Origin of the sequence: Cytobacillus sp. SAFR-174 (assembly GCF_051964675.1) — a bacterium.
GTDB lineage: Bacteria > Bacillota > Bacilli > Bacillales > Cytobacillaceae > Cytobacillus.
This window is the reverse complement of the sequence record NZ_JBQCMZ010000022.1, coordinates 53,529-69,869: the sequence shown is the minus strand read 5'-3', so window position 1 is coordinate 69,869 and position 16,341 is coordinate 53,529. Positions and strand designations below refer to the sequence as shown.

Genomic DNA, 16,341 nt, shown 5'->3' with positions numbered 1-16,341 from the left:
TCGAACCGCCGTATACCGAACGGTACGTACGGTGGTGTGAGAGGTCGGGGGTTAATCACCCCCTCCTACTCGATTGCTATTTCTATATTTATGATAAAGGCTGACCGTAATCTGCTGAGAATTATCGTGCTTGAGTTTGAAAACGTTCACTGAATCAGCTAAAATGACAGAACAGCATTAAATTTCACAGGGCCGGGGAAATTCTGAGGGATGCCATTTAGAATACAATGGCCAGATAAAATTCAATCAGCCTAAATATTTTTAGAAAATTCAATTTTTTTATTACGTTTTTGCTACAAACGATGAAAATCAAAGTAAAATGTTGTAAAATATAAGAGAAGCGGCTGCTTTTTTTTACAGAAAGAAGCTTTGCGAGCCTCATGGCCGATGATTGCATCGGGAGCAGCTCCGTTTTACAGGAAAGGAAGAAATATTTGTGAATAACGATCAACTAATACAAGAAGCAAAGATTGCAAGAGATAGAGCATATGTGCCATATTCAAAATTCAAAGTGGGAGCGGCGCTATTAAGCAGTGACGGTCAGGTTTTTCACGGCTGCAACATAGAAAATGCAGCGTACAGTATGTGTAATTGCGCTGAAAGGACTGCGCTTTTCAAAGCGTATTCTGATGGCGTAAAAAGCTTTTCAGCCATTGCTGTTGTTGCTGACACAGACCGTCCTGTCCCCCCATGCGGTGCATGCAGACAGGTAATATCCGAATTATGTCCGCCTGAAATGAAAGTTGTTTTAACCAACTTAAAAGGGGATATTAAAGAATTAACAGTTGAAGAATTACTGCCAGGAGCATTTTCACCGGAGGACTTACATGAATAATACACAACAAGGACACAAATCAGGCTTTATTTCCATAATCGGCAGACCAAACGTAGGAAAGTCAACATTCTTAAATCGCGTAATTGGGCAGAAAATTGCCATTATGAGTGATAAGCCGCAAACAACGCGCAATAAAGTTCAGGGTGTCCTGACTACCAATGACGCACAATTTATTTTTATTGATACACCAGGAATCCATAAGCCAAAGCATAAACTGGGAGACTTTATGATGAAAGTTGCCCAAAACACACTGAAAGAAGTGGATGTCATCCTGTTTATGGTAAATGCCCAGGAAGGCTTTGGACGCGGTGAAGAATTCATACTTGAGAAATTTCAGTCAGTCCGCACGCCAATTTTCCTTGTGATCAATAAGATTGACCAGGTACATCCAGATGAACTTCTTAAAATTATTGAGTCTTACAAGGAAAAGTACGATTTCAGCGAAATTATCCCCATTTCTGCTTTAGAAGGCAATAATGTAGAGACGCTGTTAGGACAGATTAAAAAATATATTCCGGAAGGGCCGCAGTTTTATCCTGCTGATCAGGTAACAGATCATCCGGAGAGATTTATCGTTTCGGAACTGATCAGGGAAAAAGCGCTGCATTTAACAAGAGAGGAAATACCGCACTCGCTTGCTGTAACTATTGATAAAATGGAGCGCCGCGAAGACAAAGATGTCATTCATGTAATGGCTACGATCATTGTGGAACGTGACTCCCAGAAAGGCATTGTGATTGGAAAGCAAGGAAAAATGCTCAAGGAAATCGGAAAAAGAGCAAGGGTGGATATTGAAAATCTTCTTGGTTCACAGGTCTTTCTGGAGCTTTGGGTCAAAGTCCAGAAAGACTGGCGCAATAAAATGTCTCAGCTCCGCGATTTTGGCTTCCGTGAAGATGAGTACTGAACCAGCCCTAATTAAACTATTATCCATTTCTGGTTTATATGCATACAGGTGATTGACAATATTTTCGTCTCATGATTTTACAAAGACAGGCTATGATATAGATAAATGTATTGGGATAAATAAATTGCTAGTTGAATAACTGAAAGGTGGGGTTTTCGATGATGGATTTTACCTGGAGAGTGTTTTCCCAGACAGGAAATATTGACACATATCTTCTCTTCAAGGAGCTAGAAAAGGAAACTCAGGATATACCCGGCAGCAATGATGAAGAGCTAGCAGAAGCTGATTTTCCCATCTCATAGGTTTGTCGAAAGACAGGGATGGTGTCACGGTTGCTTGATAAATGTGAAGGCATCGTCATCAGGACAACTAATTATAGTGAAACAAATAAGATAGTTACTTTATATACGCGTGAATGGGGAAAAGTTGGTGTGATGGCACGAGGAGCGAAAAAACCCAACAGCAGACTTGCTGCTGTCACCCAGCTTTTTACATACGGGAATTTTTTAGTTCAGCGCGGAAGCGGTCTGGGCACCCTGCAGCAGGGTGACATGATTTCATCCATGCGATCTATTAAAGAAGATATTTTTCTTACGGCTTATGCAAGCTATATTGTCGATTTAACGGATAAAAGCAGTGAGGATAAGAAGCCCAACCCATTTTTGTTTGAATTGCTGCATCAAACGCTAAATTTAATAAACGAAGGATATGATCCCGAGATTCTCACGAACATTTATGAAATGAAAATGCTGAACGGTTTGGGTTTATATCCAGTTCTTGATCAATGTTCTGTCTGCGGAAGCACTGACGGGCATTTTGCATTTTCAATCCGGGAAAACGGCCTCATTTGTCACCGCTGTCTTGATAAGGATCCTTATCATTATAAAGTATCACAGGCGACAATTAAGCTGCTGCGCCTCTTTTATTTTTTTGACTTGTCCAGGCTCGGCAATATCTCTGTTAAACCGGAAACCAAAGCTGAATTGAAAAAGATTATCTCTGCTTATTATGAAGAGTATTCCGGCTTAAACCTTAAGACTAAGAAGTTTTTGAATCAAATGGACAAGTTTAATGATCTTATGTAATGAGCTCCTTTTGCTTTTTATTAAAGATTGACAATCCAATGTGATTCCGCTATGATTCAAATTAATAAAATATTATTGCTGTGAAGGAGAAGAGTACTTAACTTTTTCTCATTAAAGCGAACCCGGGACAGTGGGAGCCGGGTATGGATAGTTAAGGAAGGGCGCTCTGGAGCAATTTTGTCTATTGACAACCAAAGAGGCTGCGGTCAAAATCGCAGCAAATAGGGTGGAACCGCGGGTAACTCTCGTCCCTATGCCATTTGGCATAGAGACGGGAGTTTTTTATGTTCCGCAGGAAAAGCGAGCAGCCTGGAGCGGGAATCAACGGACAACATTGAGAGGCGAAATACAACTATTTATACGAAAGAGGTGTCCTATGAATATTCAAAACATGATATTAACACTTCAAAAACATTGGTCTGAACAGGGTTGTATCCTGATGCAGGCTTATGATACTGAAAAGGGCGCAGGTACTATGAGCCCATATACATTTTTACGGGCGATCGGACCAGAGCCGTGGAATGTGGCTTATGTAGAGCCTTCACGCCGTCCGGCTGATGGCCGATATGGAGAGAATCCAAACCGGCTTTATCAGCATCATCAATTTCAGGTGATCATGAAACCGTCCCCTGATAATATCCAGGAGCTGTATCTTGATTCACTTAAGGCATTGGGCATTGATCCGCTTGAACATGACATCCGGTTTGTGGAAGATAACTGGGAGAATCCTTCACTGGGCTGCGCTGGCTTAGGGTGGGAAGTGTGGCTTGATGGAATGGAAATAACACAGTTCACATACTTCCAGCAGGTAGGCGGATTGGAATGCAAGCCTGTGTCTGTTGAAATTACATATGGAATTGAAAGGCTTGCCTCTTACATTCAGGATAAGGAAAATGTCTTTGACCTTGAATGGACAGAAGGATTTACAGTTAGGGACATTTTCATGCAGCCCGAGTTTGAGCATTCGAAATACACGTTTGAAACATCAGATCAGGAAATGCTCTTCAATTTGTTCAATATCTATGAGAAAGAAGCACATAGGCAAATGGATGAAGGGCTTGTACACCCGGCTTATGACTATGTATTGAAATGTTCCCATACTTTTAACCTGCTCGATGCGAGGGGAGCGATCTCAGTAACAGAAAGAACAGGCTATATTGCAAGGTGCCGGAATTTGGCCAGAAAAATAGCCAAGACTTTTTATGAAGAGAGAGAAAAACTTGGCTTCCCAATTCTAAAGGATAAGGAGGAAGGATCTCATGAATAAGAAAGATCTTCTGCTGGAAATTGGACTCGAAGAAATGCCTGCCAGATTTGTCACTAATTCAATGAACCAGCTTTCAGATAAAGTGAAATCATGGCTTTTGGAAAAGAAAATATCTTTTGAAGAGATCAGCGCCTTCTCCTCTCCCCGCCGCTTGGCTGTCCTTATAACGGGAGTGGATACCGCCCAGGAGGACATAAATGAGGAAGCGAAAGGACCTGCGAAAAAAATCGCACTAACAGAAGATGGAGAATGGTCAAAGGCTGCGGTTGGATTCAGCCGGGGTCAGGGAGCTTCTGTTGAAGATATATTTTTTAAAGAAATTAACGGTGTTGAATACGCCCATGTCAGCAAATTCATTAAAGGTCAGGAAACAGCTGCCCTTCTGCCTGAACTTCAGCAGATTATTACCTCGCTATCATTCCCGAAGAATATGCGCTGGGCAAATCAGGATCTGCGTTTTATCAGGCCGATTAAATGGCTTATTGCATTATTCGGAAATGAAGTCATCCCTTTTTCAATCACAAATGTCCATACTTCCAACCTTACAAGAGGTCACCGCTTTTTAGGGAAAGAGATTGAAATTAACAATCCTGCTGATTATGAAAAGGCCTTGCTGGCGCAATATGTGATCACTAACCCTCAGGAAAGAAAAAGTGCCATTCTTTCTCAATTGGAAAAAATTGAGGAAGAACATGGCTGGGTTATCCCAGTGGATGAAGATTTATTGGAAGAAGTAAATAATCTGGTTGAGTACCCGACTGCATTATATGGCAAGTTTGAAGAAGAATACCTTGAGCTTCCGCAAGAGGTGTTAATTACTTCCATGAAAGAGCATCAGCGCTATTTCCCGGTAAAGTCCAAAGATGGCACTCTTCTTCCTTACTTTGTGACAGTCCGGAATGGTTCTCATGACCATTTGGAAAAAGTGGCTAAAGGGAATGAGAAAGTATTGCGGGCAAGACTTTCTGATGCAGCTTTCTTCTACAGAGAAGACCAAAAAACGGATATCGCAGCATCGCTCGAAAAACTCAATAACATTGTGTATCACGAAGAAATTGGAACCCTTGCTGAAAAGGTAAACCGTGTCCGCCAGCTGGCAGCAAATCTGAGTGAGATTCTTGACTTCAGTGATGAAGCACAAGCAGTGACAGACCGCGCTGCTGAAATCTCAAAGTTTGACCTTGTTTCACATATGGTTTACGAATTTCCAGAGCTGCAAGGTTTTATGGGAGAAAAATACGCCCTGCAAAAAGGCGAAAAGAAAGCTGTGGCGCGTGCAATTAATGAACATTACATGCCGCGCAATGCAGAGGACCAGACGCCGGAAAGCGATGCTGGTGCAGTACTTTCCATTGCTGAGAAGCTGGACACGATTGTGTCATCCTTTGCAATTGGAATTATTCCAAGCGGTTCCCAGGATCCATATGCTTTAAGGAGACAGGCATCGGGTATCATCCAGACGTTACTGGCTAAACACTGGGATCTGAAAATCGAAGAATTGATCGCATTATCTTTAGAGACCGTGCTTAATGCGAATATAGGAAAGAAATCGAAAAGTGATTTAATGCAGGAATTAGTTTCTTTCTTTAAATTAAGAATTAAATATATGCTGCAGGAAAAAGCAATACGCTATGATTTAATTGAAGCTGTATTGGGAAATGAAATCGGCTCCGTGCCTTCACTTGTGAATAGAGCTCAGGTATTGGAATCCCACAAAGATGCAGATGGCTTCAAGGAAAGCATTGAAGCTCTTAGCCGGGTAATCAACATTGCTTCAAAGGCAGACGATAAAGGGGATATTGACAGCGGCTTATTTGAAAATGAAAATGAAAAAGCTCTGTTCAGTAAATATTTATCAGTAACCGAGGAGTTGAAAAAAGAGGTTAGTGAGGAAGAAGTCTTTAACTTGCTAGTCAGCTTGAAACCTGAAATTGATCAATACTTTGAGCATACTATGGTAATGGATGAGAATCAGGAAATTCGCCGCAATAGGCTGTATCAAATGGCACATTTGGCTGATGTGATAAAGAAATTTGCAAATATGAACGAAATAATTGTTAAGTAATAAGCTAAAATTTTGCGTTTTATGCTTGAATACGATTAAAATCTAAGATGAGGACAGCTGCCGTGGCTGTCATTGAAAGAGCCTGTTTATCATTCTGACGGGCTCTTTCGTATTTTGGGCATATTAGGCAGCGTAAAGTAAACTATATATGAAACACATCTTTTCATTTATGACAAATAGTATATAATAATTATATAAAAGTATAACCTTATTATAGTGGGAAATGAGTGCCAAAAGATTAGGTGGTGAGGAAAATCGAATTAAATAAAAGGCAGGAAAAAATAATAGAAATCGTTAAGGAAAACGGGCCGATCACTGGTGAGAGTATTGCGGAACAGCTTAATTTAACGAGGGCAACACTAAGGCCGGATCTGGCTATATTAACGATGGCAGGCTATTTAGATGCCCGTCCGCGTGTAGGCTATTTTTATACAGGGAAGACTGGAGCACAGCTGCTGACTGAAAACCTTCAAAAGCTATATGTAAGGGATTACCAATCCATTCCTGTAGTGGTTAATGAGAATGTGTCGGTATATGATGCAATTGTGACAATGTTTCTGGAAGATGTCGGCACGTTATTTGTTGTCGATCAGGGTTCACTGCTAGTTGGGGTTCTATCAAGGAAGGATTTACTCCGTGCAAGTATTGGCAAGCAGGAGCTAAATTCAGTCCCTGTAAATATCATTATGACAAGAATGCCTAACATTACGATGTGCGAAAAAGATGATTTGCTTATCGAAGTTGCTAAAAAGCTGATTGAAAAGCAGATCGACGCCCTTCCTGTTGTAAAAAAGACGGAGAAAGGGTTTGAAGTAAACGGCAGGATAACCAAAACAAATCTGACGAAAGCATTCCTGGCTCTGGCCGGGGAAAAGTAGCAGTGAAAGAAGGAGATGGTGTTAAAGGATGGAAAAATTGCCGGTCATTTATGTCGTTTCGGACTCAGTGGGAGAAACGGCTGAACTTGTAACAAAAGCTGCAACGAGCCAATTCAATGGCAGCGATATATCTATCAAGCGTTTTCCATATGTTGAAGAGAAAGTACATATTGATGAAGTTATTTCACTCGCAAAGCTTGATAATGGGATGATAGCCTATACGATGGTCAAGCCGGACATGAGGAAATATATTAACCAGCGGGCTGCTGAAGAAGGGATATATGCTTTTGATATTGTTGGCCCTTTAATGGATCAAATCCAAAGAGCCTGCGGTATTACACCGCTTTTCGAACCAGGACTGGTCAGAAAGCTGGATGAAGATTATTTTAAAAAGATTGAAGCAATTGAGTTTGCTGTAAAATATGATGATGGCCGTGACCCTCGTGGTATATTAAAGGCTGATATAGTGCTTATCGGTGTATCAAGGACTTCAAAAACACCTCTTTCCCAGTATCTTGCCCACAAGCGCCTTAAAGTGGCTAACGTGCCCCTTGTGCCTGAAGTCGATCCTCCAGAAGAGCTGTTTCTAGTCCCGCCGGATAAGTGCTTCGGTCTGAAAATCAGTCCTGAAAAATTAAACTTTATTCGAAGAGAACGCCTGATATCATTAGGTCTAAGCGATAATGCCAGCTATGCAAATATAGAAAGAATCAAAGAAGAAATAGGTTACTTTGAAAAAACTGTTTCCAAAATTAAATGCCCGGTTATTGATGTTACGAACAAAGCAGTAGAAGAAACAGCCAATATGATCCTAAATCAATACCGGAAAAACTTTCCGAAAAGCTAGCACATAAAATCTTTATGTGCCTTTTCTTTTTTACCCGGCAGTTAAGTTTTTGGGGAGCTTTCCCTTCAAACTAAATTTTTTGATGAGTTAAGTGGAGCGGAGGGTACTAGACTCCTGCGGGAGGCTCCCGTTCCTCCCCGCGGAAAGCAAGTACCCCGTGCTGAAATCAAGGGGCATAATTTATAGATAATACAACAATCTATAAATTAGCCAATGATGAGAAAAAACCTGGAAAATTAAATTATATTCTTGCCAGATAAAATAATGGCAAAATAGAGATTAATGTACTATAATAAAAAATTGTGATAAAAATGTATCCGAATAGGTTTAGAGTTCACTGCCAAGGAATAAACTATTTATTGTGGCATGTCAAGCTTTCGACCAAGAAAAAATTCGACATATCTCACTATGCAAAAGTTATTCATGTAAAGAAGGATTATGCGGAGTAATGTAGAATTATTAGAACATTAGGCAAACCAATCATTATGGTGGATGCTGATTCCTGTCCTGTAAAAGAAGAAATTGTCGAAATAGCCAATTCCTTTACTGTGGACGCAGTGATCGTTGCTTCTTATGCCCATATGCAAAATGACCTGAATGGGGCTGTCTGGAAATTTGTTGACAGCACTAAGGAAGCTGCAGATTTATTCATTATGAATAATGTGAAATCAGGAGATGCGGTTGTAACACAAGATATTGGATTGGAATCAACTCTTTTGTTAAAGGGTGTTTATGTCCTTTCTCCCAGGGGAATTTTATTTGAGGAAAGTGAAATTCGAACTCCTTTGGAAATGATGCACCTTTCAGCCAAAGCGCTAAGAAGAGGGGTTTATGGGAAAGGGCCAAAACCATTAAGGCAAGAAGACCGATCCAGGTTTGTGCAGCAGCTGACAAAGATTTTGTCGAATTTTGAAGGAATTCAGTAACGTTTATCGAATACCTCAGTAAGTAATGGAGTTGTTCATATGGCAGAACGGATCGCCGAGGAGAAAGTAAATGAAATTCGGCAAGCTGTAGATATTGTTGATGTCATTGGCGACTATATCCAATTAAACAAGCAAGGACGCAACTACTTTGGGCTTTGTCCTTTTCATGGCGAAAATACTCCTTCCTTTTCTGTATCACCCGAAAAGCAAATCTACCATTGCTTTGGATGCGGAGCAGGAGGCAATGCGTTTTCTTTCTTAATGGACTTAGAAGGATATTCCTTTCAGGAAGCCGCATTGAAACTCGCTGAAAAGGGAAATATCAAGCTCGAAATTGATGCGGCATCCGCAGCATCAGCAAAATCAATGCCTGTGGATATACAGCAGATGATGGAGGCCCATGAGCTTCTACGTAAATTTTATCACCATCTGCTTGTAAACACAAAAGATGGTCAGCATGCATTAGAATATTTGCTGAATAGAGGCTTTACAATGGAATCGATCGAGAAATTTCAAATCGGTTATTCATTAAAGTCCTGGGATTTTGTCTTCAAGTTCCTGACTAAAAGAAAGTTCCCCGAAGGCGTCATGGAAAGAGCAGGACTGATCATCAAAAGGGAGAAAGATGGGAACTATTTTGACCGCTTCAGAGATAGAATAATGTTCCCGATTTTTGACCGCAGCGGAAATACGATTGCTTTCTCAGGGAGATCCCTTGGGGCCGATGAGCCCAAATATTTAAATAGCCCAGAAACAGCAATCTTTAATAAAAGCAAAACTTTATATAATTTTCATTTGGCGAGACCACAGATTAAAAAATTGCAGAGAGCCGTTCTTTTTGAAGGGTTTGCAGATGTAATCGCCGCTGATCGTGCTGGCGTCGGTAATGGTGTTGGTACGATGGGAACTGCTTTAACTGAAGAACATGTTGCTTCCTTAAGAAGAAATGTTCAATCAATCACGATCTGTTATGATTCCGATAAAGCCGGTATCGAAGCCGCATACCGGGCAGCAAACCTGCTAACGGAAGCAGGCTGCCAGATCAGAGTGGCACTGATGCCTGACGGCTATGATCCGGATGATTATATTAAAGAATACGGCGAAGAAAAATTTCGTCATGATGTAATCGAATCCAGCATAACCTTTATGGCATTTAAACTTCTTTATCTCCGTAGAGGCAAAAGGCTTCAAAATGAAGGAGATAGGCTCCTTTATATCGAAGAGGTATTAAAGGAAATCAGCCGGCTTGATAAAGCGGTGGAAAGAGATCATTATCTTCGCCAGCTGGCGAATGAATTTTCCCTTTCTCTGGAAGCCTTGAAAGAGCAGCAAAAACAGGTTTATTACACGGAGAAGAGAAAAAGCAGCCAGAAGGGCAAAGGTGCTTTCGAGCCTCAAAAAAGGCTGCAGACACCCAAAAGGGCTGATAGTCTTAAACCCGCCTTTCATACAGCGGAAAGAAGGCTGATTGCCCACATGCTCAGGAATAGTGACATAGCATTTAAAGTTCAGGATATGCTTCTGGGAAATACATTTAACATCGATGAACACCAGGCTATTATTACCTATCTTTTAGGTTTCTACGAAAAAGGCCATACACCTGATCCAAGTGCATTCATAAATTTTATAAATGATGAAAAGCTTAAGCGTATTGTGGTGGATATAGAAATGATGTCCATAAACGATGAAATAAGTGAACAGGAATTATCAGATTACCTTAAACAGGTGTTGAATTATCAAAAGATGTTAAAAATAAAAGAAAAACTAAATGAAGAAAAGGAAGCAGAACGCCAAAAGGATTATGCTAAAGCGGCTTTAATCGCAATGGAAATTCTTCATTTGCGAAAGTCACTATAAAAAGGCTGTGTGCCTTAAATAAATGTTTCGGGATTAGTACCACCTAAGGAATAGTCCCATTTGAAAAAGATTTAGAATGTGTGTGATTTTTGGAAGGAGGGGGACATATGGCTGAAAAGTCGGCCCGTTCAAAAGAGGTTGATACAGAATTGACCCTTGAACAAGCGAAAGATCAATTAGTTGAAATAGGAAAAAAGACAGGTGTCCTTGCCTATGATGATATAGCAGAAAGATTGTCTCAATTTGAACTTGATTCCCACCAGATGGATGAATTCTATGAATTCCTCGGAGATCAGGGTGTTGAGTTAGTTGGAGATAATGAAAATGAAGATCCAAATGTTCAGGAACTTGCAAAAAATGAGGAAGAATTTGATCTTAATGATTTAAGTGTCCCTCCGGGTGTGAAAATTAATGATCCTGTCCGTATGTACTTAAAAGAAATTGGACGTGTTGATTTACTCTCTGCAGAAGAAGAGATTGCACTTGCCAACCGAATTGAGGAAGGCGATGAAGAAGCTAAAAGACGCCTGGCAGAAGCGAACCTCCGATTGGTTGTGAGTATCGCGAAAAGGTATGTAGGACGCGGAATGCTTTTCCTAGACCTTATCCAGGAAGGGAATATGGGACTGATAAAAGCGGTTGAAAAATTTGATTACCGCAAAGGATTCAAGTTCAGTACGTATGCAACATGGTGGATACGCCAGGCCATTACGAGAGCGATTGCTGACCAGGCCAGAACGATTCGTATTCCTGTCCATATGGTGGAAACCATCAATAAATTGATTCGTGTTCAGCGTCAGCTTCTTCAGGATCTTGGCCGTGAACCAACGCCGGAAGAAATTGCTGAAGATATGGATTTAACTCCTGACAAAGTAAGAGAAATTCTTAAAATTGCACAAGAACCTGTTTCATTAGAAACACCTATCGGTGAGGAGGATGACTCTCACTTAGGTGACTTCATCGAAGATCAGGATGCCACTTCTCCATCGGAGCATGCGGCATACGAGCTCCTGAAAGAACAGCTTGAAGATGTTCTGGACACACTGACAGACCGAGAAGAAAACGTTCTGCGTCTTCGATTCGGCCTTGACGATGGCCGTACGAGAACTTTGGAAGAAGTCGGCAAGGTATTTGGCGTTACCCGCGAACGTATTCGCCAAATTGAAGCCAAAGCCTTAAGAAAGCTGCGCCATCCGAGCAGAAGCAAACGTTTAAAAGACTTTTTAGAATAAAAAATAATTGCCAGTGGATAGTTTACTTCTTACAATGGAAGTAAACTATTTTTTTGACAGGATGTGCTTGGGTTGGAAGAAAACAGAAAAAAAATCATTGTTAACGAGCTGCTGCATTGGAAAAAGAGCCGAATGCTCCCTGACCATTATTGTGACTACCTGCTTGCTCTTTACACAGAAGGAAGTCAGCCGAAGGAAATAAAAAAACGTACAAATACAGTGGTTTTATATCTTGCCAACCTTTTCCTCCTGTTGCTGATTCCAATTTCTGCTTTATTAATTTATTTTACTGAATTGTCTATCACTTTGCAAACCGTCATTTTAATTCTTTTCATTTCCTCGGATATTTTCTTTATTTTTTATTTTTCTAAAAAAGTAAAAATGATACATTTCCCCATCATATCAGGAGCTTTGATTTTACTAATGGGATCTGTTGATTTTATATCGGTGTTTTATCCAGGAAACGAGAGAATGCTCTATGTTTCCCTAGTAATTAATTGTGTTCTTTGGCTATTTTCAGGATTAAAATGGAAATTCCTGTATCTATGGATTTCAGGGGCTCTTGGCTCTCTTTTATTAGTTATTTCTATATTCGTATAATAAAATATTTTAAAAAGTTTTTAAATGTTGAGAAAACTCCAACATCCCTTATATAATAGTAATGAAAACGTATACAACTTTTGTTCTTATAAGGGGGATTTACATGAATTTTGACTTAACTGCAGAACAGAATATGATCCTTAAAACAATCAGGGAATTTGCTCAGGAAGAAGTTGCACCGGGAGCTCTGGAAAGAGACAGTACAAAGGAATTTCCAGTAGAAGTATTTAAGAAAATGGCTGACCTGGGCTTGATGGGGCTTCCTTTTCCTGAAGAATATGGCGGCGCAGGGGCAGATACTGTAAGCTTTGCTATTGTTACAGAGGAGTTGAGCAGGGCTTGCGCGTCAACTGGAATCACTTATTCCGCACATATATCACTTGGCGGAGCACCGCTTTATTTATTCGGGACCGAAGAGCAGAAGCAAAAGTATCTGGTGCCTATCTGTACAGGTGAGTCTTTTGGAGCTTTCGGGCTGACAGAGCCTAATGCAGGCTCAGATGCTGGCGGTACCAGAACAACAGCTGTCGAAAAAGATGGTGAATATATCATCAATGGTAATAAATGCTTCATTACGAATGCCAGCTATGCGAAGCATTTAGCTTTGACTGCTGTCACGGGTGAAGTGGATGGAAAAAAAGAAATCAGTGCGATTATTGTTCCAACGGATACAGAAGGATTTACCGTTATCGATAATTATGAAAAAATGGGACTCAATGCCTCAAATACAACTGAACTGGTACTTGAAGACGTACGCGTTCCGACTGAGCACTTGCTCGGCAAAAAAGGCGAGGGCTTCAAACAGTTTTTAATCACACTGGATGGAGGGCGTATTGGTATTGGGGCAATGGCTTTGGGGATAGCGCAGGCTGCTTATGATAAAGCGCTTCAATATGCAAAGGAGCGCCAGCAGTTCGGCCGTTCTCTCTCAAACTTCCAAGCTATTCAATTTAAACTTGCTGATATGGCGATGAAAATTGAATTGGCACGAAATATGGTCTACAAGGCTGCCTGGCTGAAAGATCAGGGGAGACCATTTGCCAAAGAAGCTTCCATGTGCAAGCTCTATGCCTCTGAAATCTGTATGGAAATCGCCGACCAGGCTGTTCAGATTCACGGCGGATATGGCTATATGAAAGAATACCATGTTGAACGCTATATGAGGGACGGTAAGCTCACAGAAATTGGTGAAGGCACCTCTGAAGTACAAAGAATGGTCATTGCGCGCCTCATTGGGTGCTAGGACTGTTTATTTTATGGTATAAATGAGATATGCCGGTGAAATAATCAGCAAAAACTCCATCTTCAAGATGGAGTTTTTTGTCCAATTTATGAACAAGATTTGACAAAGTTTACAATAGGGCTTTTCCTTCTGTCTTTTTTAAAGTAAAATAGAGATTGTTTGTATACTTACTTAAACTGAATGTGCTTACATAAGGGAGGTTAAATCATGAATCGCAATCCAATTATTCCATTTGTGTTAATTATGGTTTTTGGTGTGGTAGCAATGTTCCTAGTTTCTTTTAAAGGTCTTGGAGATATGGAAGAGCTTGCAAAAGAAAAGGAAGGCGGCGGTGCTGAAACTGAAGAAACTGCTGCTGCGAACCCTGAAGAAATTTACCAGAAGAGCTGTATCGGATGTCACGGTGACCAGTATCAAGGCGGAGTTGGTCCTGCACTAAAAGGTGTAGGCGATCGTTTATCACAGGATGAGATCGCTGATATCGTAGTAAACGGTAAAGGCTCAATGCCTCCAGGATTAGTGCCTCAAGACAAAGCTGCCGAAATGGCTGAATGGTTATCAGGCCTTAAGTAATACCTATAATGAAAGTCCTTTGCATATGTAAAGGACTTTTTTTATACTATAAGAAAGGCTATCGTAAATTGACGATAGCTTTTTTAGCTTTTGCTCAGGAAGAGCAGGCGCTATGCGCTTTTTACAATACATAAATAAGTGGTGACAGAATGAATACTGAAAAATTATCAAATCGGCTTGAAGCTGTAACAAATTATATTCCCTCAGGCGCACGAGTAGCTGATATCGGCTCAGACCACGCGTATTTGCCATGCTATGCAGTGAAGAAAGGGATTGCCTCTTTTGCTGTTGCTGGTGAAGTGGTGGAGGGTCCCTATCAATCCGCCAAAAAACAGGTGAAAATGGAAGGACTCGAAAATCAGATCTCCGTAAGAAAAGGAAACGGGCTAGAAGTGATTAGCCCAAATGAAGTTGACTGCATAACTATTGCAGGCATGGGAGGGGCTTTAATTGCGAGCATTCTTGAAGAGGGGAAGAGCAAGCTTGCTTCTGTAAAGAGGCTGATCCTCCAGCCGAATTTAAGTGCCATCTCAATTAGGAGCTGGCTGATTGACAATGGCTGGGAGCTAATAGCCGAACAAATCCTTGAAGAAGACGGAAAGATCTATGAAATCCTTGCAGCTGAAAAAGGAGAGCCATTGAAACCCTACAAGAATACAGAAAAAGGTTTATTGATGGGCCCTTTTCTTATGGAGCAAAAATCAGCCGTATTTCAAAACAAGTGGCTTGGTGAAAAGAAGAATTGGGAGAGAATCCTTTTGCAGCTTGAAAAAGCAGCATATTCCAATGAAACAGAGAAGAGAAAACAGGAATTAAAGCGGAAAATCAAAATGGCAGAGGAGGTATTGATGCAGTGAAAAAAATAAATGGACATGAGATTATCCAACTATTTGAACAGTTTTCCCCAAAAGGGTATGCGATGGAAGGAGACAAGATTGGCCTCCAGGTTGGCAGGCTTAACACTCCTGTTGAAAATGTCATGATTGCTCTGGATGTTCTCGAAGATGTAGTTGATGAGGCAATTGCAAAGAATGTTCAGCTGATCATAGCTCATCACCCGTTAATCTACAGACCTTTGCAAAAAATTCCCACTGATTCCCCATCAGGAAGAATTATTGAAAAGCTTATCAAACATGATATAGCTGTGTATGCAGCGCATACAAATTTAGATATCGCCAAAGGCGGGGTCAATGATATGCTGGCTGATGCACTGAAGCTTTCCGATACGGAAGTCTTATATCCCACATATGAAACTGTATTGAAAAAGCTCGCTGTGTTTGTGCCTGAAGAAAATGCTGAGTCTTTAAGACAAGCTCTTGGAAACGCAGGGGCTGGTTCAATAGGCAATTACAGTCATTGCTCTTTTACGTCTTCAGGGACAGGGCAGTTTAAGCCTGGAAGTGATGCAAATCCTCATATTGGCAAGCAGGGTGAGCTTGCTGCTGTTAGGGAAGTCTGCATTGAGACCATTTTTCCTGAACATATAGAAAAGAAAGTGCTTTCTGCGATGTTCAAAAACCATCCTTATGAAGAAGTTGCCTATGATATTTATAAGCTTGAAAACAAAGGTGAAGTACTGGGTCTGGGTAAAATTGGAGTAATTGGCGAGATGACTCTGGGGGAATTTGCGGAGCATGTAAAACAAACACTTGAAGTGGAGAGAGTTCGTGTAGTGGGCGACCTTTCTTCAAAAGTGAAGAAAGTTGCTGTTCTGGGGGGAGATGGAAACAAGTACTTTATGTCAGCAAAGATGAAGGGTGCTGATGTATATGTGACGGGGGATATGTATTACCATGTGGCGCATGATGCTATGATGTCGGGCCTGAATATTGTTGATCCCGGCCATAATGTTGAAAAGGTAATGAAAAAAGGAGTCACCCAAAAATTATCTCAGATGTGTACAGAAAAAGGATATAGCGTATCCATTTTTCCATCTGAAGTTTATACAGATCCTTTTAAATTTGTCTGAAAACCAACAGAACCGGTTTCCCTCAGGGACCGGTTCTGTTTATTTATATGCACTTCC

Annotated in this window: 16 protein-coding genes and 1 other annotated feature; all 16 genes read left to right on the top strand. The window is 40.8% G+C overall.

Annotated features, from left to right (window positions below; translation table 11 throughout):
• Positions 1-391 precede the first annotated feature (391 nt).
• On the top strand, positions 392-835 hold the full coding sequence (locus ACTHRG_RS19405; protein ID WP_076258004.1) for a cytidine deaminase: 444 nt from the start codon (positions 392-394) through the stop codon (positions 833-835).
• Positions 828-1,742, top strand: a complete 915-nt coding sequence (gene era / locus ACTHRG_RS19400; protein WP_076258005.1) for a GTPase Era — start codon at positions 828-830, stop codon at positions 1,740-1,742. The genes ACTHRG_RS19405 and era overlap by 8 nt, the downstream gene beginning before the upstream one ends.
• A 158-nt stretch (positions 1,743-1,900) precedes the next feature.
• The gene (locus ACTHRG_RS19395) at positions 1,901-2,044 is read left to right on the top strand and encodes a YqzL family protein (protein WP_009332996.1); all 144 of its coding nucleotides are present in this window, start codon (positions 1,901-1,903) and stop codon (positions 2,042-2,044) included.
• Between the two features lie 30 nt (positions 2,045-2,074).
• The gene (gene recO / locus ACTHRG_RS19390) at positions 2,075-2,827 is read left to right on the top strand and encodes a DNA repair protein RecO (protein WP_076258006.1); all 753 of its coding nucleotides are present in this window, start codon (positions 2,075-2,077) and stop codon (positions 2,825-2,827) included.
• A 71-nt stretch (positions 2,828-2,898) separates the two neighbouring features.
• Positions 2,899-3,083, top strand: a binding site (T-box leader).
• Between the two features lie 120 nt (positions 3,084-3,203).
• A complete protein-coding gene (gene glyQ / locus ACTHRG_RS19385) occupies positions 3,204-4,094 on the top strand; it encodes a glycine--tRNA ligase subunit alpha (protein ID WP_076258007.1) in 891 nt (296 codons plus the stop codon).
• Positions 4,087-6,159: a glycine--tRNA ligase subunit beta gene (gene glyS / locus ACTHRG_RS19380; RefSeq protein WP_076258008.1), complete on the top strand. Its 2,073-nt coding sequence runs from the start codon at positions 4,087-4,089 to the stop codon at positions 6,157-6,159. The genes glyQ and glyS overlap by 8 nt, the downstream gene beginning before the upstream one ends.
• Before the next feature lie 242 nt (positions 6,160-6,401).
• On the top strand, positions 6,402-7,037 hold the full coding sequence (locus ACTHRG_RS19375; RefSeq protein ID WP_076258009.1) for a helix-turn-helix transcriptional regulator: 636 nt from the start codon (positions 6,402-6,404) through the stop codon (positions 7,035-7,037).
• A gap of 28 nt (positions 7,038-7,065) precedes the next feature.
• Positions 7,066-7,884, top strand: a complete 819-nt coding sequence (locus ACTHRG_RS19370) for a pyruvate, water dikinase regulatory protein (RefSeq protein WP_048011152.1) — start codon at positions 7,066-7,068, stop codon at positions 7,882-7,884.
• 485 nt (positions 7,885-8,369) lie between these two features.
• Positions 8,370-8,810 (top strand): YaiI/YqxD family protein, encoded by a 441-nt coding sequence (locus tag ACTHRG_RS19365; protein WP_083675339.1) that lies wholly within the window; start codon positions 8,370-8,372, stop codon positions 8,808-8,810.
• Between the two features lie 39 nt (positions 8,811-8,849).
• Positions 8,850-10,667, top strand: coding sequence for a DNA primase (gene dnaG, locus ACTHRG_RS19360; protein WP_076258010.1), 1,818 nt, complete (start codon positions 8,850-8,852; stop codon positions 10,665-10,667).
• Between the two features lie 107 nt (positions 10,668-10,774).
• Positions 10,775-11,899 (top strand): RNA polymerase sigma factor RpoD, encoded by a 1,125-nt coding sequence (gene rpoD, locus ACTHRG_RS19355; protein WP_035332682.1) that lies wholly within the window; start codon positions 10,775-10,777, stop codon positions 11,897-11,899.
• Positions 11,900-11,971: 72 nt separating this feature from the next.
• Positions 11,972-12,499, top strand: a complete 528-nt coding sequence (locus ACTHRG_RS19350) for a hypothetical protein (protein ID WP_076258011.1) — start codon at positions 11,972-11,974, stop codon at positions 12,497-12,499.
• A 103-nt stretch (positions 12,500-12,602) separates the two neighbouring features.
• Positions 12,603-13,742 carry an acyl-CoA dehydrogenase gene (locus tag ACTHRG_RS19345; protein WP_440231823.1) on the top strand — a complete coding sequence of 380 codons (1,140 nt, stop codon included), beginning with the start codon at positions 12,603-12,605 and terminating at the stop codon, positions 13,740-13,742.
• A 207-nt stretch (positions 13,743-13,949) separates the two neighbouring features.
• On the top strand, positions 13,950-14,315 hold the full coding sequence (cccA, locus tag ACTHRG_RS19340) for a cytochrome c550 (protein ID WP_076258013.1): 366 nt from the start codon (positions 13,950-13,952) through the stop codon (positions 14,313-14,315).
• 149 nt (positions 14,316-14,464) lie between these two features.
• Entirely contained in the window at positions 14,465-15,172 is a 708-nt protein-coding gene (locus ACTHRG_RS19335) for a tRNA (adenine(22)-N(1))-methyltransferase (protein WP_076258014.1), read from the top strand.
• On the top strand, positions 15,169-16,284 hold the full coding sequence (locus tag ACTHRG_RS19330) for a Nif3-like dinuclear metal center hexameric protein (RefSeq protein WP_440231821.1): 1,116 nt from the start codon (positions 15,169-15,171) through the stop codon (positions 16,282-16,284). The genes ACTHRG_RS19335 and ACTHRG_RS19330 overlap by 4 nt, the downstream gene beginning before the upstream one ends.
• The last annotated feature ends 57 nt before the right edge of the window (positions 16,285-16,341 follow it).

Bases quoted from the DNA above. Each gene is read 5' to 3' on its own strand.
- era (WP_076258005.1), top strand. From the start codon at position 828: ATGAATAATACACAACAAGGACACAAATCAGGCTTTATTTCCATAATC.
- ACTHRG_RS19395 (WP_009332996.1), top strand. From the start codon at position 1,901: ATGATGGATTTTACCTGGAGAGTGTTTTCCCAGACAGGAAATATTGAC.
- glyQ (WP_076258007.1), top strand. From the start codon at position 3,204: ATGAATATTCAAAACATGATATTAACACTTCAAAAACATTGGTCTGAA.
- glyS (WP_076258008.1), top strand. From the start codon at position 4,087: ATGAATAAGAAAGATCTTCTGCTGGAAATTGGACTCGAAGAAATGCCT.
- ACTHRG_RS19370 (WP_048011152.1), top strand. From the start codon at position 7,066: ATGGAAAAATTGCCGGTCATTTATGTCGTTTCGGACTCAGTGGGAGAA.
- ACTHRG_RS19365 (WP_083675339.1), top strand. From the start codon at position 8,370: ATGGTGGATGCTGATTCCTGTCCTGTAAAAGAAGAAATTGTCGAAATA.
- dnaG (WP_076258010.1), top strand. From the start codon at position 8,850: ATGGCAGAACGGATCGCCGAGGAGAAAGTAAATGAAATTCGGCAAGCT.
- rpoD (WP_035332682.1), top strand. From the start codon at position 10,775: ATGGCTGAAAAGTCGGCCCGTTCAAAAGAGGTTGATACAGAATTGACC.
- ACTHRG_RS19345 (WP_440231823.1), top strand. From the start codon at position 12,603: ATGAATTTTGACTTAACTGCAGAACAGAATATGATCCTTAAAACAATC.
- cccA (WP_076258013.1), top strand. From the start codon at position 13,950: ATGAATCGCAATCCAATTATTCCATTTGTGTTAATTATGGTTTTTGGT.
- ACTHRG_RS19335 (WP_076258014.1), top strand. From the start codon at position 14,465: ATGAATACTGAAAAATTATCAAATCGGCTTGAAGCTGTAACAAATTAT.